This window comes from Amycolatopsis sp. A1MSW2902 (genome assembly GCF_017312175.1).
GTDB lineage: Bacteria > Actinomycetota > Actinomycetes > Mycobacteriales > Pseudonocardiaceae > Amycolatopsis > Amycolatopsis nivea.
In genome coordinates this window covers 5,391,642-5,417,339 of the sequence record NZ_QJPO01000001.1, presented here as the reverse complement: position 1 = coordinate 5,417,339, position 25,698 = coordinate 5,391,642, and the positions used below count along the sequence as shown (strand labels likewise).

The 25,698-nt window shown below is 69.1% G+C and carries 26 protein-coding genes; 19 read left to right on the top strand and 7 right to left on the bottom strand.

Features of this window, described 5'->3' with window-relative positions; all coding sequences use genetic code 11:
• Window positions 1–9: 9 nt before the first annotated feature.
• Window positions 10–246, bottom strand: a complete 237-nt coding sequence (locus DMP23_RS24855) for a hypothetical protein (RefSeq protein WP_037810157.1) — start codon at window positions 244–246, stop codon at window positions 10–12.
• A 180-nt stretch (window positions 247–426) separates the two neighbouring features.
• On the opposite strand from DMP23_RS24855, the gene DMP23_RS24850 reads away from it, so the two are divergent.
• The gene (locus tag DMP23_RS24850) at window positions 427–1,671 is read left to right on the top strand and encodes an NAD(P)/FAD-dependent oxidoreductase (protein WP_337822670.1); all 1,245 of its coding nucleotides are present in this window, start codon (window positions 427–429) and stop codon (window positions 1,669–1,671) included.
• Here the strand turns inward: DMP23_RS24850 and DMP23_RS24845 are convergent.
• On the bottom strand, window positions 1,625–2,821 hold the full coding sequence (locus tag DMP23_RS24845; protein WP_337824446.1) for a multidrug effflux MFS transporter: 1,197 nt from the start codon (window positions 2,819–2,821) through the stop codon (window positions 1,625–1,627). The two genes, DMP23_RS24850 and DMP23_RS24845, sit on opposite strands and share 47 nt — an antisense overlap.
• A gap of 1,342 nt (window positions 2,822–4,163) precedes the next feature.
• On the opposite strand from DMP23_RS24845, the gene DMP23_RS24840 reads away from it, so the two are divergent.
• The 6 genes from DMP23_RS24840 to DMP23_RS24815 are packed head-to-tail and all read left to right on the top strand — an operon-like array spanning window position 4,164 to window position 10,664.
• Entirely contained in the window at window positions 4,164–5,018 is an 855-nt protein-coding gene (locus DMP23_RS24840; protein WP_337822669.1) for a fumarylacetoacetate hydrolase family protein, read from the top strand.
• A gap of 1 nt (window position 5,019) precedes the next feature.
• Window positions 5,020–6,321: an enolase C-terminal domain-like protein gene (locus tag DMP23_RS24835; protein WP_337822668.1), complete on the top strand. Its 1,302-nt coding sequence runs from the start codon at window positions 5,020–5,022 to the stop codon at window positions 6,319–6,321.
• Window positions 6,318–7,076, top strand: coding sequence for an SDR family NAD(P)-dependent oxidoreductase (locus DMP23_RS24830; protein ID WP_134665473.1), 759 nt, complete (start codon window positions 6,318–6,320; stop codon window positions 7,074–7,076). Before DMP23_RS24835 ends, DMP23_RS24830 begins: the two co-directional genes overlap by 4 nt.
• A gap of 39 nt (window positions 7,077–7,115) precedes the next feature.
• On the top strand, window positions 7,116–8,156 hold the full coding sequence (locus tag DMP23_RS24825; protein WP_037810163.1) for a sugar ABC transporter substrate-binding protein: 1,041 nt from the start codon (window positions 7,116–7,118) through the stop codon (window positions 8,154–8,156).
• Window positions 8,153–9,655 (top strand): sugar ABC transporter ATP-binding protein, encoded by a 1,503-nt coding sequence (locus DMP23_RS24820; RefSeq protein WP_337822667.1) that lies wholly within the window; start codon window positions 8,153–8,155, stop codon window positions 9,653–9,655. Before DMP23_RS24825 ends, DMP23_RS24820 begins: the two co-directional genes overlap by 4 nt.
• Entirely contained in the window at window positions 9,648–10,664 is a 1,017-nt protein-coding gene (locus DMP23_RS24815) for an ABC transporter permease (RefSeq protein WP_134665469.1), read from the top strand. The genes DMP23_RS24820 and DMP23_RS24815 overlap by 8 nt, the downstream gene beginning before the upstream one ends.
• A gap of 575 nt (window positions 10,665–11,239) precedes the next feature.
• Here the strand turns inward: DMP23_RS24815 and DMP23_RS24810 are convergent.
• The gene (locus DMP23_RS24810; protein WP_037810166.1) at window positions 11,240–11,956 is read right to left on the bottom strand and encodes a FadR/GntR family transcriptional regulator; all 717 of its coding nucleotides are present in this window, start codon (window positions 11,954–11,956) and stop codon (window positions 11,240–11,242) included.
• Between the two features lie 74 nt (window positions 11,957–12,030).
• Between DMP23_RS24810 and DMP23_RS24805 the strand changes: the two genes are divergently transcribed.
• The 3 genes from DMP23_RS24805 to DMP23_RS24795 are packed head-to-tail and all read left to right on the top strand — an operon-like array spanning window position 12,031 to window position 14,161.
• Complete coding sequence (locus DMP23_RS24805; RefSeq protein ID WP_337822666.1) at window positions 12,031–12,363, top strand: L-rhamnose mutarotase; 333 nt, start codon at window positions 12,031–12,033, stop codon at window positions 12,361–12,363.
• Window positions 12,360–13,334 carry an aldo/keto reductase gene (locus tag DMP23_RS24800; protein WP_337822665.1) on the top strand — a complete coding sequence of 325 codons (975 nt, stop codon included), beginning with the start codon at window positions 12,360–12,362 and terminating at the stop codon, window positions 13,332–13,334. Before DMP23_RS24805 ends, DMP23_RS24800 begins: the two co-directional genes overlap by 4 nt.
• On the top strand, window positions 13,331–14,161 hold the full coding sequence (locus DMP23_RS24795) for an amidohydrolase family protein (RefSeq protein WP_337822664.1): 831 nt from the start codon (window positions 13,331–13,333) through the stop codon (window positions 14,159–14,161). The genes DMP23_RS24800 and DMP23_RS24795 overlap by 4 nt, the downstream gene beginning before the upstream one ends.
• A gap of 100 nt (window positions 14,162–14,261) precedes the next feature.
• Here DMP23_RS24795 and shbA read toward each other — a convergent pair whose 3' ends face one another.
• Window positions 14,262–14,918, bottom strand: a complete 657-nt coding sequence (gene shbA / locus DMP23_RS24790) for an RNA polymerase sigma factor ShbA (RefSeq protein WP_037810171.1) — start codon at window positions 14,916–14,918, stop codon at window positions 14,262–14,264.
• 325 nt (window positions 14,919–15,243) lie between these two features.
• Complete coding sequence (locus tag DMP23_RS24785; protein WP_337824445.1) at window positions 15,244–15,660, bottom strand: GtrA family protein; 417 nt, start codon at window positions 15,658–15,660, stop codon at window positions 15,244–15,246.
• Between the two features lie 1,272 nt (window positions 15,661–16,932).
• Between DMP23_RS24785 and DMP23_RS24780 the strand changes: the two genes are divergently transcribed.
• Together DMP23_RS24780 and DMP23_RS24775 are read left to right on the top strand one after the other, a co-directional pair.
• Window positions 16,933–17,256, top strand: coding sequence for a hypothetical protein (locus tag DMP23_RS24780; RefSeq protein WP_337822663.1), 324 nt, complete (start codon window positions 16,933–16,935; stop codon window positions 17,254–17,256).
• A 144-nt stretch (window positions 17,257–17,400) separates the two neighbouring features.
• Window positions 17,401–17,706: a hypothetical protein gene (locus DMP23_RS24775; protein ID WP_009074268.1), complete on the top strand. Its 306-nt coding sequence runs from the start codon at window positions 17,401–17,403 to the stop codon at window positions 17,704–17,706.
• Between the two features lie 233 nt (window positions 17,707–17,939).
• Here the strand turns inward: DMP23_RS24775 and DMP23_RS24770 are convergent, their stop codons facing one another.
• Together DMP23_RS24770 and DMP23_RS24765 are read right to left on the bottom strand one after the other, a co-directional pair.
• On the bottom strand, window positions 17,940–19,067 hold the full coding sequence (locus DMP23_RS24770) for a glycerate kinase (protein ID WP_337822662.1): 1,128 nt from the start codon (window positions 19,065–19,067) through the stop codon (window positions 17,940–17,942).
• Entirely contained in the window at window positions 19,064–20,011 is a 948-nt protein-coding gene (locus DMP23_RS24765) for a 2-hydroxyacid dehydrogenase (protein WP_337822661.1), read from the bottom strand. Before DMP23_RS24765 ends, DMP23_RS24770 begins: the two co-directional genes overlap by 4 nt.
• Window positions 20,012–20,444: 433 nt before the next feature.
• Here DMP23_RS24765 and DMP23_RS24760 point away from each other — a divergent pair, with 433 nt between their 5' ends.
• The 7 genes from DMP23_RS24760 to pcaC are packed head-to-tail and all read left to right on the top strand — an operon-like array spanning window position 20,445 to window position 25,689.
• The gene (locus tag DMP23_RS24760) at window positions 20,445–21,254 is read left to right on the top strand and encodes a CoA transferase subunit A (RefSeq protein ID WP_337822660.1); all 810 of its coding nucleotides are present in this window, start codon (window positions 20,445–20,447) and stop codon (window positions 21,252–21,254) included.
• Window positions 21,251–22,006, top strand: coding sequence for a CoA-transferase subunit beta (locus tag DMP23_RS24755; protein WP_043833033.1), 756 nt, complete (start codon window positions 21,251–21,253; stop codon window positions 22,004–22,006). The genes DMP23_RS24760 and DMP23_RS24755 overlap by 4 nt, the downstream gene beginning before the upstream one ends.
• Window positions 22,003–23,184, top strand: a complete 1,182-nt coding sequence (locus DMP23_RS24750; RefSeq protein WP_337822659.1) for a thiolase family protein — start codon at window positions 22,003–22,005, stop codon at window positions 23,182–23,184. The genes DMP23_RS24755 and DMP23_RS24750 overlap by 4 nt, the downstream gene beginning before the upstream one ends.
• A 15-nt stretch (window positions 23,185–23,199) precedes the next feature.
• Window positions 23,200–23,934, top strand: a complete 735-nt coding sequence (pcaH, locus tag DMP23_RS24745; RefSeq protein WP_037810181.1) for a protocatechuate 3,4-dioxygenase subunit beta — start codon at window positions 23,200–23,202, stop codon at window positions 23,932–23,934.
• The gene (gene pcaG / locus DMP23_RS24740; protein ID WP_337822658.1) at window positions 23,931–24,482 is read left to right on the top strand and encodes a protocatechuate 3,4-dioxygenase subunit alpha; all 552 of its coding nucleotides are present in this window, start codon (window positions 23,931–23,933) and stop codon (window positions 24,480–24,482) included. The genes pcaH and pcaG overlap by 4 nt, the downstream gene beginning before the upstream one ends.
• Before the next feature lie 29 nt (window positions 24,483–24,511).
• Window positions 24,512–25,291 (top strand): 3-oxoadipate enol-lactonase, encoded by a 780-nt coding sequence (gene pcaD, locus DMP23_RS24735; protein WP_337822657.1) that lies wholly within the window; start codon window positions 24,512–24,514, stop codon window positions 25,289–25,291.
• Window positions 25,288–25,689: a 4-carboxymuconolactone decarboxylase gene (pcaC, locus tag DMP23_RS24730; RefSeq protein ID WP_337822656.1), complete on the top strand. Its 402-nt coding sequence runs from the start codon at window positions 25,288–25,290 to the stop codon at window positions 25,687–25,689. The genes pcaD and pcaC overlap by 4 nt, the downstream gene beginning before the upstream one ends.
• Window positions 25,690–25,698: the final 9 nt, after the last annotated feature.

Sequence of the window (25,698 nt, the reverse complement as noted above, 5' to 3'; positions counted from 1 at the left end):
CGGTAGTTGTCAGTCGGTTCCGGTGCGTCGCGCCGACGTCGCGGTGGCCACCACGGCGTCGCGCAGGGCCGCGCGCAGCCGCCCGACCTCCAGCGGCCCCAGCACGGCCGCCTCTCCCGGCGGCGCGACCAGGACGACTTTGTCGTCGCTGCTCACGAACACCGTCACGTCGCGCCGCCTGCCCGCCAGGTCCCGGCAGCCGACCGTCCACTCGTTCCGCACCGCACTGTCGTCCCGCGCTGTCACGGCCCTCGCCTTCCGATCACGTAGCACCCGTGTCCTTCGTGCGGGGGTGTGACCGCGCCCTCCGCGGCGGCTTACGCCGGTTCACCCGAATTGCCTACCGGCCGGTTTTCCACGGGGTGTGACCAGCCGCATACCGGAGTAGCGTCGGCCACCGCACGCCGCGGGCACTCAGGAGGACGCATGTCGGAACCTCGGAAAATCGTCATCGTCGGAGCCGGACTCGCCGGTGCCACCGCGGCGGCGACAGTGCGAGAACGCGGCTTCGACGGCGAGATCCTGCTGCTGGGATCGGACCCGCACCGGCCGTACGAGCTGCCGCCGCTGTCGAAGGCGGTACTGCTCGGCAACGCCGACGAGCCTGACTGGGTGCGCGAAGAGGGCTACTGGAGCGAGCACGACATCCAACTGCTCTTCGGCACCACCGCAACCCGGGTTGAACTGGGTGCCCGACTGGTCCTCGACGACGCTGGCGACGAACACCGCTACGACCGTCTCGTCTTAGCGACCGGCTCACACCCGCGGACGCTGAAGGTGCCCGGCGGCGACCTCCCCGGCCTCTACATGCTTCGCACTCTCGACGACTCCCTGCGGCTGCGCGCGGCCTTCGAGGCTGCGAAGCGCGTACTGATCGTCGGCGCGGGCTGGATTGGTACCGAAGCCGCCGCTGCCGCGCGTACGCACGGTGCCGAGGTGACTGTGGTCGCCCCGGAGAAGCTGCCGCTCGCGAATGTGCTGGGCGACGAAGTGGCCGGAGCGTTCTACCGCCTGCACGAAGAACACGGTGTGCAGTGGCGTCTCGGCGAAGGCGTCGCAGCGATCACCGGTGACACCGCAGCGACCGGCGTCCGACTGCCGAGCGGCGAAGAGCTGTACGCCGACGTTGTCCTTATCGCTGTCGGCGCGGCCCCGAGCGTCGAACTGGCGCACGCCGCCGGTCTCGAGTTGGCAGACGACGGCGGTGTCGATGTCGATGCAGGTCTGCGTACAGCGGCACCTGACGTTTACGCGATCGGCGACATCGCTTCGCAGTTCCATCCGCGCTACGGCCGCCGCGTACGCGTCGAGCACTGGGCGACAGCGCGTACGCAAGGCGAGCACGTGGCGGCCAACCTCTTTGGCGCGAACGAGCCGTACTTGAACAGCCCGTACTTCTTCTCCGACCAATACGACCCAGACCGCGGCGGTCCGGCGATCGGGTGCGAATACCGCGGCCTGCCCGTCTTGGACCGAGACCGCGTCGTCGTGCGCGGGGACCTCGCGACCTACGACTTCACGGCGTTCTGGGTGACCCCGGAGAGCGAGGTCTCGGCCGCGATGAACGTCAACCAGTGGGACGACGGGGACGCGCTCCAAAAGCTGGTCGACGAACGCATCGCGGTCACCGACGACCAGCTGCGGAGCGGAAATCTCGCCGATCTGGGCTGACCGCCAGCGTCGCGAACGACAGCCAAGCGACCACCCCGAACCCGGCCATCACCGCGGTCATCGGCACCGCCGTGCCCGGCCCGCCGAGCCCGACCAGCGGCGTCGCGATCCCGCCGATCGCGAACTGCAGCACGCCCAGCAGCGCCGACGCCGACCCCGCCGTGCGCGCGTGCCCCGCCAGCGCGAGCGAACTGGCGTTCGGGTTGATGATTCCGATGCAGGAAACCATGAGCAGCAACGGAATCAGCAACGCAGGCAACGGCAGCCGCATGACCGCGGCCGCCAGCGTGGCCAGACCAGAGAGGGTCGACACCGTCAGCCCCGTGCGCAGCAGCACCCGTTCGGGGAACCGGCCGACGAGCCACCCGTTGAGCTGCCCAGCGAGCACGATGCCCACCCCGTTGAGCCCGAAGACGACGCTGTATTCCTGCGGACTCAGCCGGTAAACGTCCTGCAGGGCGAACGACGATCCCGAGATGTACGCGAACAACGCGGCGAAGTTCAGCCCGGCGGTGAGCGCGTAACCAAGGAACGTGCGGTCGGTGAGCAGATGCCAATACGTCCGAAGCACCCCACCCAACCGCGCCGGATGCCGCCGCTCGACCGGCAAAGGTTCCGGCAGCGCGAACGCGACCGCAGCGAGCAACAGCGCACCGAACCCGGTGAGGACGACGAACACCCCGCGCCAGGACGTGAACGTGAGCAACTGCCCGCCGAGCACCGGAGCGAGGATCGGCGCGAGACCGTTGACCAGCAGGAGAAGCGAGAAGAACTTCGTCATCGCCGTACCGGTGTAAAGATCGCGGACGGTCGCGCGCGCGATCACGATCCCCGCCGCCGCGCCGAGCGCCTGAACACTCCGCGCCGCGATCAGCAGCTCAACGCCCGGACTCACCGCCGCCGCGACCGACCCGGCGATGTACAACCCCAACCCGACCAGCAACGGCCGCCGCCGCCCGAAGGAATCCGACAGGGGCCCAGCGACGATCTGCCCGACCGCGAGCCCGACGACGAACGCAGTGAGCGTCAGTTGGACGGTCGTGTCGGAGGCCCGGAAATCCCCCGCCATCCGGGGCAGAGCGGGGAGATACATGTCGATGGAGAGAGGCCCAAAGGCGGAGAGGCCGCCGAGGATGAGAAGACGCCGGATCTTGCCCCGGCGGGGGTGCTCGGGGAGGGTGACGGAGTGTTCGAGGGAGGGATATTCCGCGCTGGCCGCGGTGGGGTGGTCGGCAGCGGAGTGATCTGGGGCGGGGTGGTCGGCTGTGGATTGATCCGCCGCGGAGTGACGCGGGGTGGGGTGGTTTGCCGCGGATTGATCCGCCGCGGAGTGATCCGGGGCGGGGCAGTCGGCTGCGGAGTGATTGGCTGCGGAGTATTCCGCAGTGGAGTGATCCGCGGTGGAGGGTTCGGCAACGGAATGCTCCGCGTCGGAGTATTCCGTTGCGGAGTGGTCTGCCGTGGGGCGGGCGGCTTCGGAGTGATCAGGCGTGGGGCACTCGGCTGCAGATTCATCGGGCGCGGAGTGATCGAGTGTGGAGTGCTCCAGGACGGATCGCTCCACTGCGGAATGCTCCGCGCTGGAAGCACCCGCGACGGAGTATTCCGTTGCAGAGTGATCGGCCGTGGAGTGGTTTGGCATGGGCTGATTGGCCGTGGAGTGATCGGGCGTGGCACGGTTCGCCGTGGGGTGGTCGGCCCTGGAGTGATCGGGCGTCGAATGATCCGCCACCGATCCCTGAGCCCTGGAATGCTCCGCGCCGGAGGCACCAGCGGCGGAGTATTCAGCTCCGGAATGATCCGACGGCACGCGGTCCGCCGTGGAGTGATCCGTCGCGGAATGATCAAGAGCCACCTGATCGTGCGCCGAATGATCAGCAGCGGAGCGTTCCGGAGGGAGCATCCACGAGCCGTCCGGCAACGGCACTGCCCGCTCAGCGGCACACCATTCGCCGCCCGTGCCGCCCGTGCCGCCCGTGCCGCCCGTGCCGCCCGTGCCGCCCGTGCTGTCCGAGTCGTCGGAGCTGTCCGCGCCGTCCGCCGGAGCGCCAGCCATGTTCGGGTCCTCCCGGCGATCGCGCCGGTTCCCATCGCTGGGCTCACGCACCCGACCCTCGTCCCCGACACCCCGCAGGCCTCCCTCGTCGCCGACACCCCGCACGCCTCCCGCATCAGAGCTGTCCCGAGGCCCCCTCGTCGGCCCCGACTCTCCGCCGCTGCCCGCCCGCGCCTCGCTGCCTTCCTCGCCGTCGCGCGAACCGCCGCTCGCACGTCCCCGCGGCCCAGCCGCATCCCCGCTCGCCATCCGCGCCGCACCGTCTCCCTCGCTCTGACGGGACCACCCCGCCAGGACGAGTGTCCGTTATCCACCCGCCAGCCCGGTGATCGGATCAATTTCCGCACCAAATCCCGCTTCCCTCTAGATCTGTCGCCCTCCGGTGCGCTATACATCGGATGTATCGCGAGAACGGTGTCGAGAGAGGGGTTCGTCCGTGCGGTTTGTGCGTCTCGGGGCAGCGGGGGCTGAGCGTCCGTTCGTCCGTGCCGGTGACGGCACCCTCCACGACCTCTCCGGGGTCACGCCGGACATCGACGGCGCGTTCCTCGCCGGCGACGGACCGGCCAAGGCCGCGCGGGCGCTCGAAGCCGGGGAACTGCCGGTCGCCGACGGGGCCGGGCTGCGGTTCGGCGCGCCGATCGCCGCGCCGGGCAAGATCGTCTGCATCGGCATGAACTACCGCCGTCACGCCGAGGAAACCGGCGCGGCCGTGCCGACCGAGCCGGTGCTGTTCATGAAGGCGTCCGACGTGATGGTCGGACCGTTCGACGAGGTGCTCGTCCCGCGCGACTCCACGGCCACCGACTGGGAGGTCGAACTCGGCGTCGTCATCGGGAAAACCGCGCGGTATCTGGAAAGCGTGGACGAAGCGCTGGCGCACGTCGCCGGGTATGTCGTGTCCAACGATGTCTCCGAGCGCGATTTCCAGCTGAACCGCGGCGGCCAGTGGGACAAGGGCAAGAACTGCGAGACCTTCAACCCGCTCGGCCCGGAGCTTGTGACCGCCGACGAGATCCCCGACCCGCAGGCGCTCGGCCTGCGCACCTGGGTCAACGGCGAGAAAGTGCAGGATTCGTCCACAAAGGACATGGTGTTCGGCGTCGCCGAGATCATCCATTACCTGAGCCAGTTCATGGTGCTGCGCCCCGGCGACCTGATCAACACCGGCACCCCGGAGGGCGTCGCGCTCGGGCAGCCGGAGCCGAAGCCGTACCTGCGCGCGGGCGACGTCGTCGAACTGGAAATCGACGGCCTCGGCAAGCAGCGCCAGACCTTCGGGCAGGCCTGACATGGCGAAAATCGTGGCCATGGAGGTCCGGGACGTCCGCTTCCCGACGTCGCGCGACCTCGACGGTTCGGACGCGATGAACCCGGATCCGGACTATTCGGCGGCCTACGTCGAGTTGCACACCGACGCCGGACCGGACGGTTACGGCCTCGCGTTCACCATCGGCCGAGGCAACGACGTGCAGGCCGCCGCGATCCGCGCGCTCGCGCCGCATGTGGTCGGCCGCGATGTTCCTGAAGACGCAGAAGCGCTCGGTGCGCTCTCTCGGGCCTTGGTCGGCGACTCGCAATTCCGTTGGCTGGGACCGGAAAAAGGCGTGGCGCACATGGCGATCGGCGCGATCGTCAACGCCGCGTGGGACCTAGCCGCCCGGCGAGCCGGACTTCCATTGTGGAAGTTCGCGTCGCGGATGACGCCGGAGGAGCTGGTGTCCCTTGTGGACCTCCGCTACCTCTCCGACGCGCTCACCGAAGAGGAAGCGCTCGACATCCTGCGCGCCGCCGAACCCGGGAAAGCAGAGCGGATCGCCAAACTCGAAGCCGACGGCTATCGCGCGTACAGCACGTCGGCGGGCTGGCTCGGTTATTCCGACGCGAAACTGGTGCGGCTGGCCGAACAAGCCGTTGCCGACGGTTTCGAGATGATCAAACTGAAGGTCGGCGGGAATCTCGAAGACGACGTCCGGCGAATGAAACTAGCCCGCGAGACTGTCGGTCCTGACATCCGGATCGCGGTCGACGCGAACCAGCGCTGGGATGTCGCGACGGCAGTGTCGTGGATGACCGCGCTGGCACCGTTCGATCCATATTGGATTGAAGAGCCGACATCGCCGGACGATGTTCTTGGCCATGCGGCCATCGCGAAGGCGCTCGCGCCGATCAAGGTCGCCACCGGCGAGCATGTCCAGAACCGTGTGGTGTTCAAACAACTACTGCAGGCTAACGCGATCGACGTGCTGCAGCTGGACGCCGCACGCGTCGGCGGGGTGAACGAGAATCTCGCGATCCTGTTGCTGGCAGCCAAATTCGGCGTCCCGGTGTGTCCGCACGCCGGTGGTGTCGGATTGTGCGAACTGGTGCGGCATCTGTCCATGTTCGACTTCGTGGCAGTGTCCGGTTCGGACAGTGACCGGTCCATCGAATGGGTCGACCACCTGCACGACCACTTCACCGACCCGGCCGTCGTGCGCGACGGTCGCTACCTGGCCCCGACCGCACCGGGCTTTTCCGCGCGCATGCACGACGCTACGCTGCGCCGGTTCAGTTTCCCGGACGGTCCTGAATGGACGGAGAACGCGCAGTGAGCGAATTCGACGGCCTGGTCGCCGCGGTCACCGGCGGCGCTTCGGGCATCGGCCTGGCCACGGCGAACCTGCTGGCCCAGCGCGGCGCGCAGGTGGCCGTGCTCGACCTCAAGACCGACGAGGTACCCGAGCCGCTGGCCGGATTCCGCTGCGACGTGACGTCCGACGCCGAGGTTCGCGCCGCCGTCGACGCGGTGGCCGAACGCTTCGGCCGCCTCGACATCCTGATCAACAACGCGGGAATCGGCGCGCAGGGCGACGTCACCGCGAATGACGACGACGAGTGGCACCGCGCGTACGACGTGAACGTGGTCGGCATGGTGCGCACGGCCCGGGCTGCCTTGCCGCACTTGAAAAACTCGCCTGCGGCAGCGGTCGTGAACACGTGCTCGATCGCCGCGTGGGCCGGGCTGCCCGCGCGGGCGCTGTACTCGGCCACGAAGGGCGCGGTGCTGTCGCTGACCCTCGCGATGGCCACCGATCACCTGCCGGACCGGATCCGCGTCAACTGCGTGTGCCCCGGCACCGCGGACACCCCGTGGGTCGGCAGGCTGCTCGACACCGCCGCGGACCCCTCGGCCGAGCGGGAGGCGCTCGCCGCCCGCCAGCCGATGGGAAGGCTGGTGACCGCGGACGAGGTCGCGAACGCGATCGCGTATCTGGCCAGCCCGCTTTCGGCATCGACTACCGGCACCGCGCTCGCGGTGGACGGCGGCATGTACGGCCTGCGCCCGCGCGGACCCGTGCAGAACTGATCTGCTTAGCCAACAAGGCCTGTCATCAAGGAGGATGCGGTGCGTACGAAGGTGATCCGGCTGGCCGCCGCGGTGGCCGCCTGCGGTTTGGTGCTCGGTGCGTGCGGGTCCACTAAGGACAAACCGGCGGCCGCGGCGAGCGGCGGCGGCACCGGCAAGGTCGGGGCGACGCTGCCCCTGCTGACCTCGCCGTTCTGGCAGGCCTACAACAAATACGTGCCGCAGATGGCGAAGGAGCAGGGCCTCGACGCGCTGCCGACGGTGAACGCCGACAGCGACCCGGCGAAGCTCATCACCGACATCGGCACGCTGCTCAGCCAGGGCGTGAAGGGCCTCGTCGTCACCCCGCTCGACTCGGCCGCGGTCGTCGCCGGGCTGAAGCAGGCCGAGAACAAGGGCGTCCCGGTGGTCGCGGTGGACGTCGCGCCGGAGAGCGGCAAGGTCGCGATGGTGGTGCGCGCGGACAACAAGGCGTACGGAACCAAGGCGTGCGAGGAAATCGGCAAGCGCGTGAAGAGCGGCAAGGTCGTGCAGGTGATGGGCGACCTCGCGTCGGTCAACGGCCGCGACCGGTCGGCGGCGTTCCGCGAGTGCATGAAGCAGAAGTACCCGGACGTCAAGGTTCTCGAGGTCGCCGCGGAATGGAAGGCGGACAAGGCTTCGTCCGGTTTGGACAGTCTGCTGACCGCGAACCCGGACATCAAGGGCGTGTACATGCAGGCAGGCGGCGTCTACCTCGCGCCGACCGAGCAGGCGCTCAAGCGCAAGAACCTGTTCTTCCCGGTCGGCGACCCGAAGCACGTGGTGCTGGTGAGCAACGACGGCATCCCGCAGGAGCTCACCGCGATCCGCAACGGAGAATTGGACGCGACCGTCTCGCAGCCTGCCGACGCTTATGCCAAGTACGGGATGTACTGGCTCAAGAAGGCGATGGCGGGCGAGACGTTCAAGCCCGGCCCGACCGACCACGACTCCACGATCGTCGAGATCAGCCCCGGCATCCTGGAAGACCAGCTGCCCGCGCCGGTCGTGACCAAGGACAACGTGGACGACAAAGCGTTGTGGGGTAACAACCTGTGAGCGCGCCGGTAGTGCAGGCGGACGGCGTCGGGAAGCGGTACGGGCCCACCGTGGCGCTGCACGACGTCAGCCTCACCGTGCGGCCCGGCGAGTCCCACGCACTCGTCGGCCGCAACGGGGCGGGCAAGTCCACGCTGGTGTCCATCCTCACCGGACTGTCCGAAACGGACACCGGCAGCGTTTCCTTCGGCGGCGTACCGGCACCTTCCCTGTCCAAACAGGACGACTGGAAGGCGCACGTGGCGTGCGTGTACCAGCACGCGATGGTGGTGCCGCAGCTGACCGTCGCGGAGAATCTGTTCCTGAACCGGCAGGCCAGGGGCGGATTCGCGATCGGCTGGAAGAAGCTTCGCCGGCAGGCGCGGGAGCTGCTGGACTCGTGGGATGTGCGGGTCGATGTGGACACTCCGGCAGGCGATCTGTCCGTTGAGGACCGTCAGTTCGTCGAGATCGCGCGCGCGCTGAGTTACGGTGCCCGGTTCATCGTGCTGGACGAGCCGACCGCGCAGCTGGACAGCCAGGCTATCGAGCGGCTTTTCGAGCGCATGCGGCAGATGCAGGAGAACGGTGTCACGTTCCTGTTCATCTCGCACCACCTGCACGAGGTTTACGAGGTGTGCCAAGCGGTTACCGTCCTGCGCGACGCCCGCCACGTGCTTACCGCACCCGTCGAGGAGGTCAGCCGCGCGGCATTGGTCGACGCGATGACGGGGGAGCAGGGCGGCCTCGCCGTCCGCGACGCCGCCACCCGCGACCCGCTCGCGGTCGACGCCGAAGAGGTCCTCGCCGTAGATGACCTCTCCGGCGACGGATTCCACGATGTCTCGCTACGGATCCACCGCGGTGAGGTCGTCGGACTCGCGGGCAGCAACGCAAGCGGCAAGCACCAGGTAGCCGAGACGGTCTACGGCCTGCGCAAGCCCACCGCGGGAACCGTTGCGGTGAACGGAAAACGCCTGCCCTCCGGGGACATTACCGCTGCCCTGCGTGCAGGCATCGGCTGTGTCCCGCGGGACCGGCACCATGAAGGTCTGGTGCTGGAACACTCCATTATGGACAATGCGACCCTGTCGGTGCTCGACCGGATGGGCCGCGGCGGTCTGGCGTCCCCGAAGGCCCGCCGCGAACGCGGATCGCGCGCCCTGGCCGACTACGACATCGTCGCGGCCGGCCCGGACCAGCCGGTTTCGGATCTGTCCGGCGGGAACCAGCAGAAAGTCGTGCTCGCCAGGGCTCTGGAGAGCGATCCGCGCGTGGTGGTGCTGATCAACCCCACCGCGGGAGTGGATGTGAAGTCGAAGGAGGCCCTGCTCGCGGTCGTGGACCGGGTGCGGGCCGAGGGGAAGGCGGTGCTGCTCGTGAGCGACGAGCTGGACGACCTGCGCCTGGCCGACCGGGTGCTGGTGCTGCGCGCCGGCGAGGTGGCCGCCGTTCACCAGGCCGGCTGGTCCGACGGGGACCTGGTGGCGGATATCGAAGGAGTCGGGCTCCATGACTGACCTGATGAGCGACCCGCAGACGGCGCTGCCCGCGGCGGCGCCGAAGCGCCGGAAGTCGGCGTGGCTGCGCGAACTGGCGCTGCTGCCCGCGCTCGTGGTGGTGTTCGTGATCGGCGGGCTGATCAGCGACACGTTCTTCACCTTCGACAACATCATCAGCATCCTTTCCGCGGCGGCCGCGTTGTCGCTGGTCGTGCTGGGCGAGTCTCTGGTGCTGCTGACCGGCAAGTTCGACCTGTCGCTGGAATCCACGATGGGCATCGCCCCCGCGATCGGCGCGATGCTGGTCATTCCCGCGGCGTCGTCCGGCTTCGGCACCGAATGGCCTTCGGTGCTCGGCTTGGTGGCGATCCCCGTGGTGGGTGCCTTGATCGGCTTCGTGAACGGCTTCCTGATCGTGAAGCTGAAGCTGAACGCGTTCATCGTGACGCTGGCGATGCTGACGGTCCTGCGCGGAACCCAGATCGGCACGACGAACGGCAAGACTCTGTTCGACCAGCTGGACGCGTTCACCGCGCTGGCGACCACGACGTTTGCCGGCTTGCCGATGTCAGTCTGGCTCGCGGCGGCCCTGTTCGTGCTCTTCGGGCTGGGCTTGCGATACCACCGAGTCGGCCGCTCCCTGTACGCGATCGGCGGCAACCGAGAAGCCGCGCGGGCCGCGGGCATCCGAGTGGACCGGATCTCGTGGGCGGTCTTCGTGGTGGCCGGAGTGCTGGCTGCTATCGGTGGCCTGGCATACACCGGCTATGTCGGTGCCCTCGGCGCTGACCAGGGTGACGGCCTGATCCTCCAGGTCTTCGCCGCGGCGGTCATCGGCGGTGTCTCCCTGGACGGCGGGCGAGGCACGCTGGTCGGAGCGCTGACCGGGGTGCTGTTGCTGCAGTCGGTGGACAGCCTGCTGCGCATCGCCCAGGTCCCGGCGGAATGGCTGAAGGCGATTTACGGAGGGATCATTTTGATCGCCTTGATCATCAGCCGGTACGCCGGCGGAAAGCCCCAGACCTGATCGGCGGAGGTTCGGTGATCATCCGACCTTATGGGGGCTTGCGCTCGGTCTGGTCGGCGGCTTCGTCTCCGACCTCGGTGCTGCCGGGGCCGGGGTGGCCGCTGCCGTCGGGTTCGGTGGGCGAGCGATTGGCTGGTGCCAGTGCCAGTGCCAGTGCCAGGGCCAGTGCCGCAGCTGGTGCCGGTGCCGTAGCTGGTGCCGCAGCTGGTGTCGGTGCCGGTGCCGCGACTGGTGCCGGTGCCGTTGCTGCCGGTTGCGCTCCCGTTTCCGCCGCACGGCCCTTCGCCTCTGCTGGTGGTGCGGCGGAAGCAACCTCCGCATCACCAGCGCCGGAGTTAATGAAGGGTCCCTTCATTCCGCCCGTCGACGAGCGAGTCCCCACCACTTCAGCCGAGCGCGCGCGATGGGTCCCCTCGCCGTTCCCATTTCGCCGCTTGCCGGTCTACGCCGCGCCCGCTGCGCGAAAGTCCCCCTCGCGTCCACCGCACAAAAGTGACGGGTCCCTTCACTCCTATCAGCAAGGAGTGAAGGGACCCGTCACTGCAACAAACCGCTCAGGAGCCGTCGCCGTTCGGTCAGGAGGCAGCGGGTTCGGCCTCATCGCCGGGCGCGTCGTCTTCGACCAGGGTGCTTCGCAGCCACTGTTCCACTCCCGCGACGTGCACCGTCGCCCACGAGCGGGCCAGTTCTGGTTCCCGTGCGGCGATCGCGTCGTAGATCGCGGCGTGTTGTTCCCGGGTCCGGGCTACCGCGCCTTCCTGGGTGAGGCCGCGCCAGATGCGGGCTCGCGCCGTCGGGCCGGAGAGGCTTTCGAGCAGCGAGCACAGCACCGGGTTGCCCGAGCCGTCCGCGATTTTGCGGTGGAACTGCAAGTCGTTGGCCACCAGCGCCTCGACGGTCGGCGAATCCTCCAACTCGCCGAGCAGCGCGCCGAGTTCGGCGACGTCCTCGTCGCGCATGTGCAGCGCTGCCATCGCGGTGGCGGCGGGCTCCAGAATCCGCCGCACAGCAAGGAAATCGAGCACGGTGTCGTCGCGGTGGAAGTCGACGACGAAGGTCATCGCGTCGAGCAGCAGGTTCGGTTCCAGACTGGTGACGTACGTGCCGTCGCCCTGGCGCACGTCCAGCACCCGGATCAGGCACAGCGCCTTCACCGCTTCCCGCAGCGAACTGCGGGAGAGTCCCAGCCGCTGCGCGAGCTCGGCCTCCTTGGGGAGCCGGTCGCCCGGGGCCAGCTCGCCCGAAATGATCATGTCCTTGATCTTGTCGATCGCGACATCGGTGACGGGCATCGGGACCGCCCTCCCTGCAGAGACCTCGGATGTTTACCCCCTACAGCGTGCCACGACTCCCGTCAGGAGGAACGATGACCCACGGCCCGGCGCCGCAAACGGTCGCATTGCGCATCCGGCTCAAGCCCGGAATGGAGAAAACGTACGAGGAGGTGCACGCGGTGATCCCGCAGGACCTGGACGCCGCACTGCGCCGCGCCGGCGTGCGGTCGTGGCGGATCTGGCGCGACGGGCTCGACCTGTTCCACTTCGTCGAGGTGGACGATTTCGAGCGAATGCGCGCGGAACTCGCCGGCGACCCGGCCGACATCGCGTGGCAGAAGCGGATCAACGAACTGCTCGACCTCGACCACTCCGACGTCGCGCACGGCCTCGGGCTGGTGTGGCAACTCCCGGCGGAGGCGTGACCGTGGACCTTCCTCCGCTGGGGCTCGGCGGCGCACAGCTGGGCAACCTCTACCACGCGGTGCCGGACGAAACCGCGGCGGCGAGCGTGCGACGGGCGTGGGACGAGGGGATCCGTTATTTCGACACCGCGCCGCACTACGGGCTCGGGCTGTCCGAACGCAGGCTCGGAGCCGCGCTGGCGGCGTATCCGCGCGGCGAATACGTCCTGTCCACAAAAGTCGGTCGCGTCCTGGAACCGCGTGCGGCAGCCCCCGGGGAACGCGACGACCAGGGCTTCGACGTCCCGGGGACTTACCGGCGCCGCTGGGATTTCAGCCGCGACGGGGTGTTGCGTTCGCTGGAATCAAGCCTGAACCGGCTGGGTCTCGACCGCGTCGATCTCGTGTACGTGCACGATCCGGACGATCATTTCGAGGAAGCGGTTTCGGGTGCGTTTCCGGCGTTGCTGGAGTTGCGCGAGCAGGGCGTCGTGGGGGCGATCGGGGCTGGGATGAACCAAGCGCCGATGCTGGCGGAATTCGTGCGCCGGTTCGATCTTGACCATGTTCTGATGGCTGGTCGCTACACTTTGCTGAACCAGCCGGCGTTAGACGAGTTGTTGCCGCTGTGCGTCGAACGCGGCGTCGGCGTCGTGGCGGGCGGGGTGTTCAATGGTGGAATCCTCGCCACGGAACAACCCGGCGCGATCTACGATTACGCGGCCGCACCCGCGGATCTCGTGGAGAAAGCGCAGAAGATCGCGGAAATCTGCGCGCGACACGGTGTTTCGCTGCCCGAGGCCGCGCTCGCGTTGCCGCGTACGCACCCGGCGGTGGTGTCGGTGGTCGTCGGGGCGCATGACGCCGAGCAGGTGTCGCTGAACGTTCGCCGCGCCGCGGCGAAAATCCCGGCCGTACTGTGGGACGACCTCGCCGACGCCGGCCTGCTGCGGTCGGCCGCCCGCCCCGTCGTGTCCGGAGGAACCCAGTGATCGATTCGCATCACCATCTGTGGGATCCCGCGCATCGCGAGTACCCGTGGATGTCCGGCGACGCACTGGCCCCGATCCGCAAGCCGTACACCGTCGACGATCTGCGCGCGGTGGCCACTGCGGCGGGCGTTCACGCCACCGTGCTGGTGCAGACCGTCTCGGACGAGGCGGAAACCGAGGAATTCCTTGCCACCGCCGCGTCCGAGCCCGTGGTGGCCGGCGTCGTCGGCTGGGTCAACCTCACCGCTCCGGACGTGGCCGACCGGATAGCCCGGCTTCGCGAACTCGGCCCGCTGGTCGGTATCCGACACCAGGTCGAGGACGAACCGGACCCGGATTGGCTGCTGCGCCCGGAAATCCTGCGCGGGCTGACCGCGGTCGCCGCCGCGGGCTTGGTCTACGACCTGCTGGTGGCACCAGCGCAGCTCTCCGCCGCTCGGCAGGTCGCCGAACGCCTGCCGGACCTGCGCCTGGTCCTCGACCACGCCGCGAAACCTGGCATCGCAGCCGGCGAATGGCAGCCGTGGGCGGACGGCGTGGCCTCGCTCGCCAAGCACGGCAACGTGCACTGCAAGCTGTCCGGCTTGGTGACGGAAGCCGACTGGCGCGAATGGCAGGTGGGCCATCTGCGCCGCTACGCAGACCACGTTTTCGAGTCGTTCGACGCGAACCGGGTCATGTTCGGCTCCGACTGGCCAGTGTGCGAACTGGCGGCAGCGTACGAAGTCGTACTGGACGCGGCGGTGTCGCTGACCGGTGCGCTGAGCGACCCGGAACGGCTCGACGTCTTCGAGCACACGGCGGCACGCGTTTATGAGTTGAGCTGAAAGATGCGGCGGGTAAAACCAGAGTGCCGCGCGAAACCGAGCCTGTCGACCTATTCGGCGGTCCGCGACGGCGTTCCAGCCGTTCGAGTGACCAAACGGCTCAGAAGTCCTGGCCCTGCACCATCTCGCGGAGCTTGGACAACGCACGGTGCTGCGTGACGCGGACGTTGCCGGCCGAAATGCCCAGCGTCTCGGCCGTCTCGTTCGCGCTGAGGCCGACGACGATGCGCAGCGCCAGGATCTCCTGCTGCAGCGGGGCAAGGCGGGTGAGCAGTTCCTGGAGGCGGCTGCCGAGGTCGAGGCGCAGCGCGTGCGATTCCGGCTCGTTGCCGCCGGAGAGCGGGTGCTCCGGAAGCTCGGGCACCGGCTCGGACCGGTCGCGCGCGACCGCCCGGTAGGCGTCAGCGACCTTGTTGGCCGCGATCGCGTGCACGAGGTAGAGGAAGGAGCCGCCGCGGTCCTGGTAGTCCGGAAGGGCCTTGAGGACGGCCATGCAGACGTCCTGTGCGACGTCGTCGGCGGCGAGGTAGGAGAGGTCGCGGCCGCCCATCCGAGCCCGGCAGTAGCGGGCGACGACGGGGCGGAGCACGTGCAGCAGGTCGGCGACCGCGGCTTGATCGCCCTGTCCCGCCGCGCGTACGAGCGGGTCGAGGTCTTCTTTGGTCAGGCGTCCGCCGGACCGGGGCAGCGTCGCGGGGCTCACGTAGCCCTCGACGCCGGACACCGCAGTTCGGGACGTCTTCGACGGTGCTGTCATGGTCGTCTCCCCGGCAACCCTGCGACCGTCGCTGTCTTGGGGTCAACACTCTGTGATGTTGCGGTCGCAAGTACTCCAATCGAACGGGGGGAGCACTGCGATCGTTGCGACGCTCCGTAACCTTAAGCGGCCGGAGGCCGACCGTCCACATTTCAACTACGAATACCCCGTTAGCAGCAGTGGTCTTGACACAAACGAGACCAGCCGACGCACAGTACGAATCCGGTCTCGCAGCATGTGCGGATGTCCGGTTTCGTACGTCACGAAGAGTGATAGCGGGGTAGCGCAACAGAGAGTGGTCGCACTGCGGGTAGAACGGGTTCCACTACCGTTGGTGATCTTGTGCCGCGTCCGCTCGCCGAGCCCGTGCGAACACCCACCATCGCAGAACGGCGAACCGGACGACCCCGCCGACGAAGCTGGCCGCGAGAAGCACAGCGGTTTGCTGCCCGGCGGACGGATGCGGGACGACGGCGTCAAGGGCCGCGAGCACGACCGATCCGTAGCCAGCGTAGAAGGCAAAAGTGACGAGATCCTGAAGGTGGCGCTTGCCCGCGCGGCTGCTCCGGTTGGCGAACGTGACGCGGCGATGGAACTCGGTGTTGCCGACCGTCGTGATCGCGAGCGCGGCGAGATTCGCCCATTGCGCGCCGATTTCCGGACGGAAGGCGAGGAAGAGGACTGCCTGGAGCCCGGTGGTGACGACACCGGCGGCCAGGTACCAGACAGCATGACTGCCCATCTCGCGGCGGCGGGTGGCGCGGTCTTCGGGGTTTGGCCGATTATCGGCAACGCTCGTGAGCGCTGGGTGCTTGGTGGGAGCAGCGGCGGGAGTCAGGTGGGGCTGGTGGTGACTGGGCTCGACTGCTGGAGCCGTCGCTGCTCGCGGTTGGCGGGCTTCGGCGGCGCTGTAGTTGGCGGGTTGTGGCGGCAGGAGGTCAGTGTCGCTCGGCGCGTGGGTCGGTTTCGCCGTTGAATGGCGACGGGGTTGGTCGCTGGACCCCCGCAGTGGCTGTTCGGCGGAGTCGGTTGCCGTTTCACGACGAAGGACGCTCGTGTTGGGCCTGGAGCGCTGACCGCTGGCCTTCGCTCGCCGCAGCCTGGTGTTGCTAATCGCGGCTTCATGGCGATCGGCCTGGGCATTCGCCGGTGAGCGGTGACTGGCGTGGGCGCTGTTGGCTTCCGGCCGGCGCGGTTCGGCGTCGGCGGACGGCGTCGCATGGTGAGCGACGTTCGGATCCGCCGGTGAGCGGCGACTGGCGTGGTCGCTGTTGGCTTCCGATCGCGGCAGCTCGGCGTCGTCAGTTGCTAGCGGAAGGCGACGGGCGTTCGTAGTTGCCGCTGAGTGGCGACTGGCGGTCGCCGACGGGAGCAGCTCGCCCTCGCTGGTTGCCGTTTTGTGGCGATCGGTGCTCGCGTCGCTCACCCGGTCGTGGCTGACGGCGTCGGGGACCGGCACCGAGTCAGTTGCCCTTTCGTGGCGATCGGAGCTCGAGTTCGCCAGCAAGCGGCGAGGGCTGTTGTCTCCGGGATTCGCCGGTAGCTGGTCAGCGTCGGGATCAGTCGCGGCCTGGCGGTCGGCGCTCGGATTAGCCGCTGAGGGGCGACGGGTGCTCTCGGCGGGGCGGTCGGCGGCGGAGTCCAGCAGGTCGCGGCGAGTCTCGATTTCGTCGGCGAGTGCGGCCAGTTCGTCGTCGGCTGCGCGGTGCTGGTCGGCGGCCTCGTCGAAGTCGGGGGAGCGGTGGCTCGGAGTCTCGTCGAGCGTGCGGAACTCCGGCTGCGCGTCATCGCGGACCGGGTCGTCGCTGGCTTTGCGCCGGGGGCGGAGACCGATCCGGCCGCGCGGCTTCCACCGGGTGGTGGTCATGTCCTGACGCTAGCTCTGCTTCGCCTGCTGACGCCCTGGCAGACCCAAGGAAACGCTGTGATTCCGACGACAGCCGTTCGGCCCGTTTCACTCGAAGTCGCCTCGGGTAGCTCACCACGAACAAATCCGGACTTTCGGGAGGTGCCCGTGAGCGATCCCGGTGACGACACTCTCCGCGAGAGTGAAGTGCCCGGTGCGGACGGCTCTCGTGCCGACTCGTTTCGCGCGTCCGGCTCCATGGGCGCGGCAGCTTCTGGCGAGGTCCGGGAAAGCCAGCGTGCCGGGGACGAGCCGGAGGTTCGGCCGCCGGTCCACGCTGCTGGGGAGGCCGACGGAGGCGACCCCGAATTGGGGCCGCTCGGCTCGGCCGGAGACGACTGGCCCCCGGTGCCCGGACAGGGCGAACGGGTCGACCACGGAGGAGGCACGGTTGCCGACGCGATCCGGTCGGCCATGGCCCGAAGATCCTGATCTCAAACGTATTTGTGACAGGTTCCACCGTCGCGGCAAACGGCCTAGCGCTCACACTGCGCGACCGTCATGCCGCCTTTAGCGTGAAAAACCACCCTGCAACCGACCGCGCGCATCCGACTGCGACGAAGGGAAGGCCGAAAGATGCTGACCGTTACCGAAGCCGCCGCCGAGGCGATCACCGCGTTGACCGCTGAACAAGGCAGTGACTCCGAGAAGAGCGGCCTGCGCTTCGCGCTGCAGAGCATGGAAGGCGACGGTGCCCAACTGGCGCTGTCGGTAGCCCCGGCCCCGGAGGACGGCGACCGCATCGTCGGTGCCGACGGCGGAGCCAAGGTCTTCCTCGAGCCGCAGGCAGCGGCATTGCTCGACGACAAGGTCCTCGACGTTCAGCAGGACGACACCGGCGACGTCGCCTTCGCCGTCCTGCCGCAGCAGCAGTCCGCCTGACGGGCTGCGCGAGCAAGCTCCCGGCCACGGGGGTCGGCGCGGCGGTGTCCGTCCGCTGATCCTGTGAGCCGCTCGCCGGTGCCTCCGGAGGTCTCAGGACGTCCGGGGCCGGTGAGTTGATTCATGGCCGATCCCTGGGCGGTGCTGCCGCCCAAGACGCGGGTTGTCCAGACGACGGGGTGGCTGCGTTGTTGTGTGGAACGCTCCCGCGGCTTGATCGCGGGAGCGTTCTGCTACCTGGTGCGCAGCCAGTCCCGCACTAGCACTCCGGCCCGTTCGCGCAGCAGTTCCGCGGCGTGCGAGCGGGCGTAGTCCAGCGACGGTGCGTGGTCGATCAGCGCGCTGCTGCCCACGACTCCCAATCCGGCCAGCGCGTCCGCGTCCAGCTGGATCCGTCCGGCGAGCACCAGAAGCGGGACGCCCGTCTGTCCCGCGCGAGCCGCGATGCCTGCCGGGGCCTTGCCGGACAGCGACTGTTCGTCCAGCGAGCCCTCCCCGGTGATCACCAGATCCGCACCGGTCAACGCGGTGTTGACGCCGGTCAACGCGGCGATCAGGTCGAAGCCGGACTCGACCGTCGCGTCGAACCCCGCGATCGCTCCCGCCGCGACACCTCCGCCAGCCCCGGCTCCGGGCAGGTCGGAGACGTCCGGTGCGCCAGCCTGCACAAGCGCCTTAGACCAGTGCGACAGGCTTTCGTCCAGCGTGCGGACGTCGTCCGGCACCGCACCTTTTTGCGGCCCGAACACGGCCGCCGCCCCGTTCGCGCCGAGCAGCGGATTCGTCACGTCCGTCGCGACTGCGACCGGCACTCCGCCCAGCCGCTCCCGCACCGGGCCCAAGTCGACGCGCGCGACCTGCGCCAGCGACCCGCCGCCGAGACCAACCGGCGCACCGGACGCGTCGAGGACCTCGGCACCCAACGCAGCCAGCATCCCGGCACCGCCGTCGGTGCTCGCGGTGCCGCCGACGGTCAGCACGAGCCGCCGCGCTCCGCGGGCGAGGGCGTCGTTCAGCAGCTCGCCGACGCCCCACGTGTGCGCGGCCAGCGCGACTTCCCGGCTCGGCGTCACGAACTCGATCCCGCACGCCCGCGCCGATTCGACGTAGGCCGTGCCGTCGAGCAGCACGTACCGAGCATCGACCGGTTCGGCCAGCGGACCGCGCACCGACAACCGCACCATGGAGCCGCCCGCGTTCTCGAGGACCTCCAGCGTCCCTTCGCCGCCGTCGGCGACTGGGCACGCGGAGATCTCGGCATCCGGCAACGCATCGCGTACGCCGTGCGCGATCGCTTCCGTCACCTCGACCGCGGTCAGGCTTCCTTTGAACTTGTCCGGTGCGATCACGACCCGAGTCATCGGCCCACCTCCGTCAGCGGATCGGCGCCGGCGAGCACTGAGACGACGTTGCGTGCGGCCAGCACCGCCATCGCTGTACGCGTTTCCACCGTCGCCGAGCCGAGGTGCGGTGTGACCACCACGTCGTCGCGCTCCAGCAACCGGGGCTCGACGTCCGGTTCCTTTTCGAACACGTCCAACGCCGCGCCCGCGATCTCTCCGGCCGCGAGCGCGTCGGCCAGCGCCGACTCGTCAACGACCGGACCGCGAGTGGTGTTCACCAGGTACGCACTCGGTTTCATGGCCCGCAAGGCATCCGCGTCGACGAGATGTCGGGTCTCGGGAGTCAGCGGACAGTGCAGCGACACGAAGTCGGAACGCCGCAGCAGTTCGTCGAACGACACGAACTCGCCGTCGAAGTCCGGTTTCGCCGACCGTCCGGAGTAGACGACCCGCATCCCGAACGCCGCCGCCCGCTTCGCCACCGCACGGCCGATCTGCCCGAGCCCGACGATGCCGAGCGTCTTGCCCTGCAGTCCGGACCCGAGCAGGAAGCCGAGGTGGAACGACCACGGCTGCCGCGCGCGCAGCAAACGTTCGCCTTCGCCGAGCCGCCGCGAGACTGCCAGCAGCAATCCGAACGCGAGATCCGCGGTGGCGTCGGTGAGCACGCCCGGCGTGTTGGTGACCACGACCCCGCGGTCGGCCAGTGCACTGACCTCCACGTTGTCGTAGCCCACCGCGACGTTGGCGACGACTTTCAGTCCGGGACCCGCCGCGTCCGCGACTGAGCCGTCGATCCGGTCGTGCAGCATCGACACCACCGCGGCCGATCCGGCGACGAACTTCCGCAGTTCCTCGGGCGTGAGTGGCCGGTCCTCCGGCGAGATTTCGACTTCGCCTGCTTCGCCGAGAACCTGCACGGCCTCGTCCGGGATCCAGCGGGTGACAGCGATCTTCGGCATGCCGAGCAGCCTAATGCCGACAGTGCCGCCCGAGCGAGGTTCGCGGCGCGCTCACCGCCGGACACCCGCCTGAGCTGCGACGGAGCGTCCAACTGCGACAGAACGCCACTGACGTTGACAGGGCCTGAATTCCGCATTGCGGTACCACGCAACGAAATCCCGGTCTGCCGACGGCCGCGCCGCCCTGTGCCGCCGCGAAACCCGTTCGCCGACTCCTAGCGCACCGTGTTGTCTTATCGCATCACCTCTCTTCCCTCGCAGTTCGCAAAACCTCGCGTCGTCTTGTGCCGTCTCTCCGGACGTCCGCTTCACCCTTTGGCACTCCCGCGGGCGGCCGGATCGTGCTATGTTCTCATCTAGAACTTCTGTGCGCTATGCGAACACGCTAGCACGGAACGGCAGAAGCAGGAAGATCCAGACGGAAGGGCTCGTGATGGCAAGGGTGCTGTCGCTCGGCGAGGCGGTCGCCGAGCTGGTGCACGACGGAGACACTGTCGCTCTCGAGGGCTTCACGCACCTCATCCCCATGGCGGCCGGGCACGAGATCATCCGTCAGGGCAGGCGGAACCTCACGCTCGTGCGGATGACGCCGGACATCGTCTACGACCAGCTCATCGGCGCGGGCTGTGCGAGCAAGCTGATCTTCTCGTGGGGCGGCAACCCCGGGGTCGGCTCGCTGCACCGGTTCCGCGACGCCGTGCAGCACTCGTGGCCGGTGCCGCTGGAGATCGAGGAGCACAGCCACGCGGGCATGGCGAACCGTTATGTCGCAGGCGCTTCCGGGCTTCCGTTCGCCGTGCTGCGCGGGTACACCGGCACCGATCTGCCCGCGCAGACGGACACGATCAAGCCGATCACCTGCCCGTTCACCGGCGAACAGCTCACCGCTGTGCCCGCGCTGAACCCGGACGTCACGATCGTGCACGCGCAGCGCGCCGACCGGGCGGGCAACGTCCAGCTGTGGGGCATCGCGGGTGTGCAGAAGGAAGCGGTGCTCGCGGCGAAGCGGTCACTGGTCACTGTGGAAGAGGTCGTCGACGAGTTGGAGCCCCGGCCGGGCGCGCTGGTCCTTCCGTCCTGGGCGGTCACCGCGGTGGCCGAGGTGCCGCGCGGCGCGGCGCCGTCGTACGCCGCTGGGTACTACGAGCGGGACAACGCGGCGTACCAGGCGTGGGACGAGATCGGGCGGGACCGAGAGGAATTCGCCCAGTGGCTGAACGATCTGACCGGGGTGAAGGCATGAGCGAGTACACCGCCGACGAGATGATGAGCATCGCCGCGGCCCGCGCGCTCGGCGAGGGCATGTCGTGCTTCGTCGGGATCGGATTGCCCAGCACGGCGGCGAACCTGGCCCGGCGCACGCACGCCCCGAACCTCACGCTGATCTACGAATCGGGTTGTCTCGGCGCGAAACCCAGCAGGCTGCCGCTGTCGATCGGCGACGGCGAGCTGGCCGACACCGCCGACGCGGTGGTCAGCGTGCCCGAGGTGTTCAACTACTGGCTGCAGCCCGGCCGGATCGACGTCGGGTTCCTCGGCGCCGCGCAGCTCGACAAGTTCGGCAACATCAACACCACGGTCATCGGTTCCGACTACCACGATCCGAAGGTGCGCCTTCCCGGTGCGGGCGGGGCACCGGAGATCGCCGCGTCCTGCAAGGAAGTGTTCGTCGTGCTGCGTCAAAGCAAGCGGACGTTCGTGGACAAGGTCGACTTCGTGACCTCGTTCGGCCATGGCTCCGGGCGCGGCGACCGCGAACGGCTCGGCCTGCGCGGAGCCGGGCCGACGCTCGTGGTCACCGACCTCGGCCTCATGCGGCCCGACCCGGACACCGCGGAGCTCACGCTCACCGAACTGCACCCCGGGGTCGAACTGGACCAGGTCGTGGAAGCGACGGGGTGGACACTGAAGACGGCCGCGGATCTCAAGACCACCCCCGCGCCCACCGAACGCGAACTGACCCTGCTCCGCGAACTGAAGAAGGCCGGCGAATGAGCGACGCTTACGTACTCGACGCGATCCGCACTCCCTTCGGGCGCTACGGCGGCGCTCTTTCCGGAGTGCGTCCTGACGACCTGGCCGCGGGTGTCCTGCGCGCGCTGGCCGAGCGCAACGGGCTCGATCCGTCCACTGTGGACGAGGTCGTGCTCGGCGACGCCAACGGGGCGGGCGAGGACAACCGCAACGTGGCGCGGATGGCCGCGCTTCTCGCCGGCTGGCCGACGTCGGTGCCCGGTGCGACGGTGAACCGGCTGTGCGGGTCCGGCGTCGAGGCGACCATGCAGGCGAGCCGGGCGATCCAGGTCGGCGACGCTTCGCTGGTGGTCGCGGGCGGCGTCGAATCGATGAGCCGCTCGCCGCTGGTGATGCCGAAGCCGGACAAGGCTTTCCCGGCCGGCAACCAGACGTTGTACAACACGGCACTCGGCTGGCGGATGGTCAACCCGGCGATGCCGTCGCAGTGGACCGTTTCCCTCGGCGAGTCCACGGAACTGCTCGCCGAGCGCTATGGCATCGGCCGCGACGAGCAGGACGCGTTCGCCGCGCGCAGCCACGTGAACGCCGCACGGGCGTGGGACGAGGGCTTCTACGACGACCACGTGGTCCCGGTCGAAGGCGTCGAGCTGACCCGTGACGAGGGCATCCGGCCGGATTCCTCGCCCGAGAAGCTCGCGAAGCTGAAAACCGTGTTCCGCAAGGAAAACGGCACCGTCACGGCGGGCAACGCGTCACCGCTGAACGATGGTGCGTCGGCGTTGCTGCTCGGCGACGCGGCCGCGGCCGAGCGGCTCGGCAAGGCGCCGCTGGCCCGCATCGCCGGGCGCGGCGCCGCGGGGGTCGACCCGGACGTGTTCGGCATCGGCCCGGTGCGCGCGGCGGAGATCGCGCTCGAACGGGCGGGTATCGGCTGGGACGACCTCGCCGCGGTGGAACTCAACGAGGCGTTCGCGGCGCAATCGCTGGCCTGCCTGAAAGAATGGTCGAAGCTGGACCCGGAGATCGTCAACGTCAACGGCGGGGCCATCGCGATCGGGCACCCGCTCGGCGCGTCCGGCGGCCGGATCATCGGCACACTGGCGCATCAGCTCCGCCGCACCGGCGGCCGCTGGGGCCTCGCGGCGATCTGCATCGGCGTCGGCCAGGGTCTCGCTGTCGTGCTCGAGAATCGCTGAGAAAGGGGAGGCATCGTGGCCACACCGACCGAGCGGCGCCTGCCGCAGTACCGGCCCGATCCGGAGGGTACCCACCCGCCGCTCGACTACGCGCCGTACCGCTCCACCGCGCTGCGGCATCCGAAGCAGCCGCTGGTCCTGCTGCCGCAGATGCTCACCGAGGTCACCGGTCCGCTGCTCGGCCCGGGGCGGCTCGGCGAGCTCGACAACGACCTCACCCGTCAGCACGAGGGCGAGCCGCAGGGCCAGCGGATCATCGTCACCGGCAGGCTTCTCGACGGCGACGGACGGCCGATCCGCAACTCGCTCGTGGAGATCTGGCAGGCCAACGCGGGCGGCCGCTACCGGCACACCGGCGACCGCTGGCCGTCCCCGCTCGACCCGAACTTCGACGGGCTCGGCCGCACGCTGACCGACGACGACGGGCGCTACGAGTTCACCACGATCAAGCCCGGCGCGTACCCGTGGAAGAACCACGACAACGCCTGGCGTCCCGCGCACATCCACTTCTCGGTGTTCGGCTCGGCGTTCACCCAGCGGCTCGTCACGCAGATGTACTTCCCGGACGATCCGCTGTTCTCGCAGGACCCGATCTTCAACTCCATTCCGGACGAGAAGGCGCGGCAGCGGATGATCTCCCGGTTCGACCTCGACCGCACCGAGGAGGAATGGGCGCTGGCGTTCCAGTTCGACATCGTGGTGCGCGGGCGGGAACAGTCGGTGTTCGAGGACGAGGAGGAGGACGAGTGAGGCTGGAAGGCACGCCTTCGCAGACCGTCGGGCCGTACCTGTCCATCGGGCTGCCGTGGGACGACGGGCCGTTCGTGGTCCCGGAAGGCACCGAAGGCGCGGTGTGGATCCGCGGCGGGGTGTACGACGGCGCGGGCAACCCGGTTCCCGACGCGATGATCGAGACGTGGCAGGCCGATCCGGACGGCGGGTTCGACCACCCCGACGACCCGCGCGGCAAGCCCTCCGGTGCGTTTCGCGGATTCGGCCGGTGCCCCACCGACGCGCAGGGCCAGTACCGGATCCTGACGCTGCTGCCGGGGATCGTGCCGGACGCGTCCGGGGCTCCGCAGGCGCGGCACATCGACGTCTCGGTGTTCGCTCGCGGGCTGCTGAACCGGGTCGTCACGCGGGTGTACTTCGAGGACCAGGACAACGCCGGCGACGCCGTGCTGGCGAGCGTGCCCGAGGAACGGCGGGATACGTTGCTGGCCAAGAAGGACGGTTCCGGCTACCGGTTCGACGTGCGTTTGCAAGGCGAAGGCGAGACGGTGTTCTTCGCGGTCTGACCGGCCGTGTCCATTGTGGAGGTTCAAGCGTGAGCAGTGTCCGGGTGCACCGGGTCGTCGAAGGCCCGGCGGCGGGTCCGGTGGTGGTGTTCTCCAACTCGATCGGCAGCGACCACCGGATGTGGGAGCCGCAGGTCGCGCCGTTGACCGAACGCGGGTTCCGCGTGGTCCGGTACGACACGCGGGGCCACGGGTCGTCGCCGGTGCCGCCGGGGCCGTACGACCTGGCCGATCTGGGCGGCGACGTGCTGGGGTTGCTTGACGACCTCGGTGTCGAGCGCGCGCATTTCGTCGGCCTATCGCTCGGCGGGATGACCGGGATGTGGCTCGGTGTCAACGCCGCCGAGCGGTTGTCGAGCCTCACGTTGTGCTGCACGTCAGCGCTGCTCGGGCCGCCCGAGATGTGGGCCGATCGCGCGCGGCTCGTGCGGGCCGAGGGCACCGGGGCGGTCGCGGAAGCCAGTGTCGGGCGCTGGGTCACGCCGGGCTACGCGCAGGCGCATCCGGACCAGGTCGCGTACCTGCGCGAGATGGTCGCGGCCCAGCCGGACGAGGGATACGCCGGATGTTGCGAGGTCATCGAGCGGATGGACCTCACCGGCGACCTGCCGAAGGTCTCCGTCCCGACGCTGGTGATCGCCGGTGCCGACGACCCGTCGACGCCCGCCGAGCCGCACGGTCGGGTCATCGCGGACGGGATCCCCGGCGCCCGGCTCGAGGTCGTCGCCTCCGCCGCGCACCTGGGCAGCTACGAGCAGCCGGAGGAATTCACCCGGCTGATCCTCGACCGGATCGCGGAGGAGCAGTGACCGGAGAGCGCTACGAGGCGGGCATGCGGGTGCGCCGCGAGGTGCTCGGCGACGACCATGTCGACCGGGCGGTCGCGCGGACGACCGAGTTCAGCAAGCCGTTCCAGGAGTACATCACCGAGGCGGCGTGGGGTTCGGTGTGGACGCGGGACGGCCTCGACCGGCGGACCCGCAGCTGCATCACGCTGGCCGCGCTCACCGCGCTGCACTGCCACGACGAACTGGCGATGCACGTCCGCGCGGCGGTGCGCAACGGGCTCACCGCGGACGAGATCCGCGAAGTCCTGCTGCACACCGGCGTATACGCGGGGGTTCCGGCGGCGAACACGGCGATCGGGATCGCCCAGCGCGTCCTCGCGGAGCTGGGAGAACCCACCGCTCAGCCGCCGGCCGGATAGGGTTCGCCG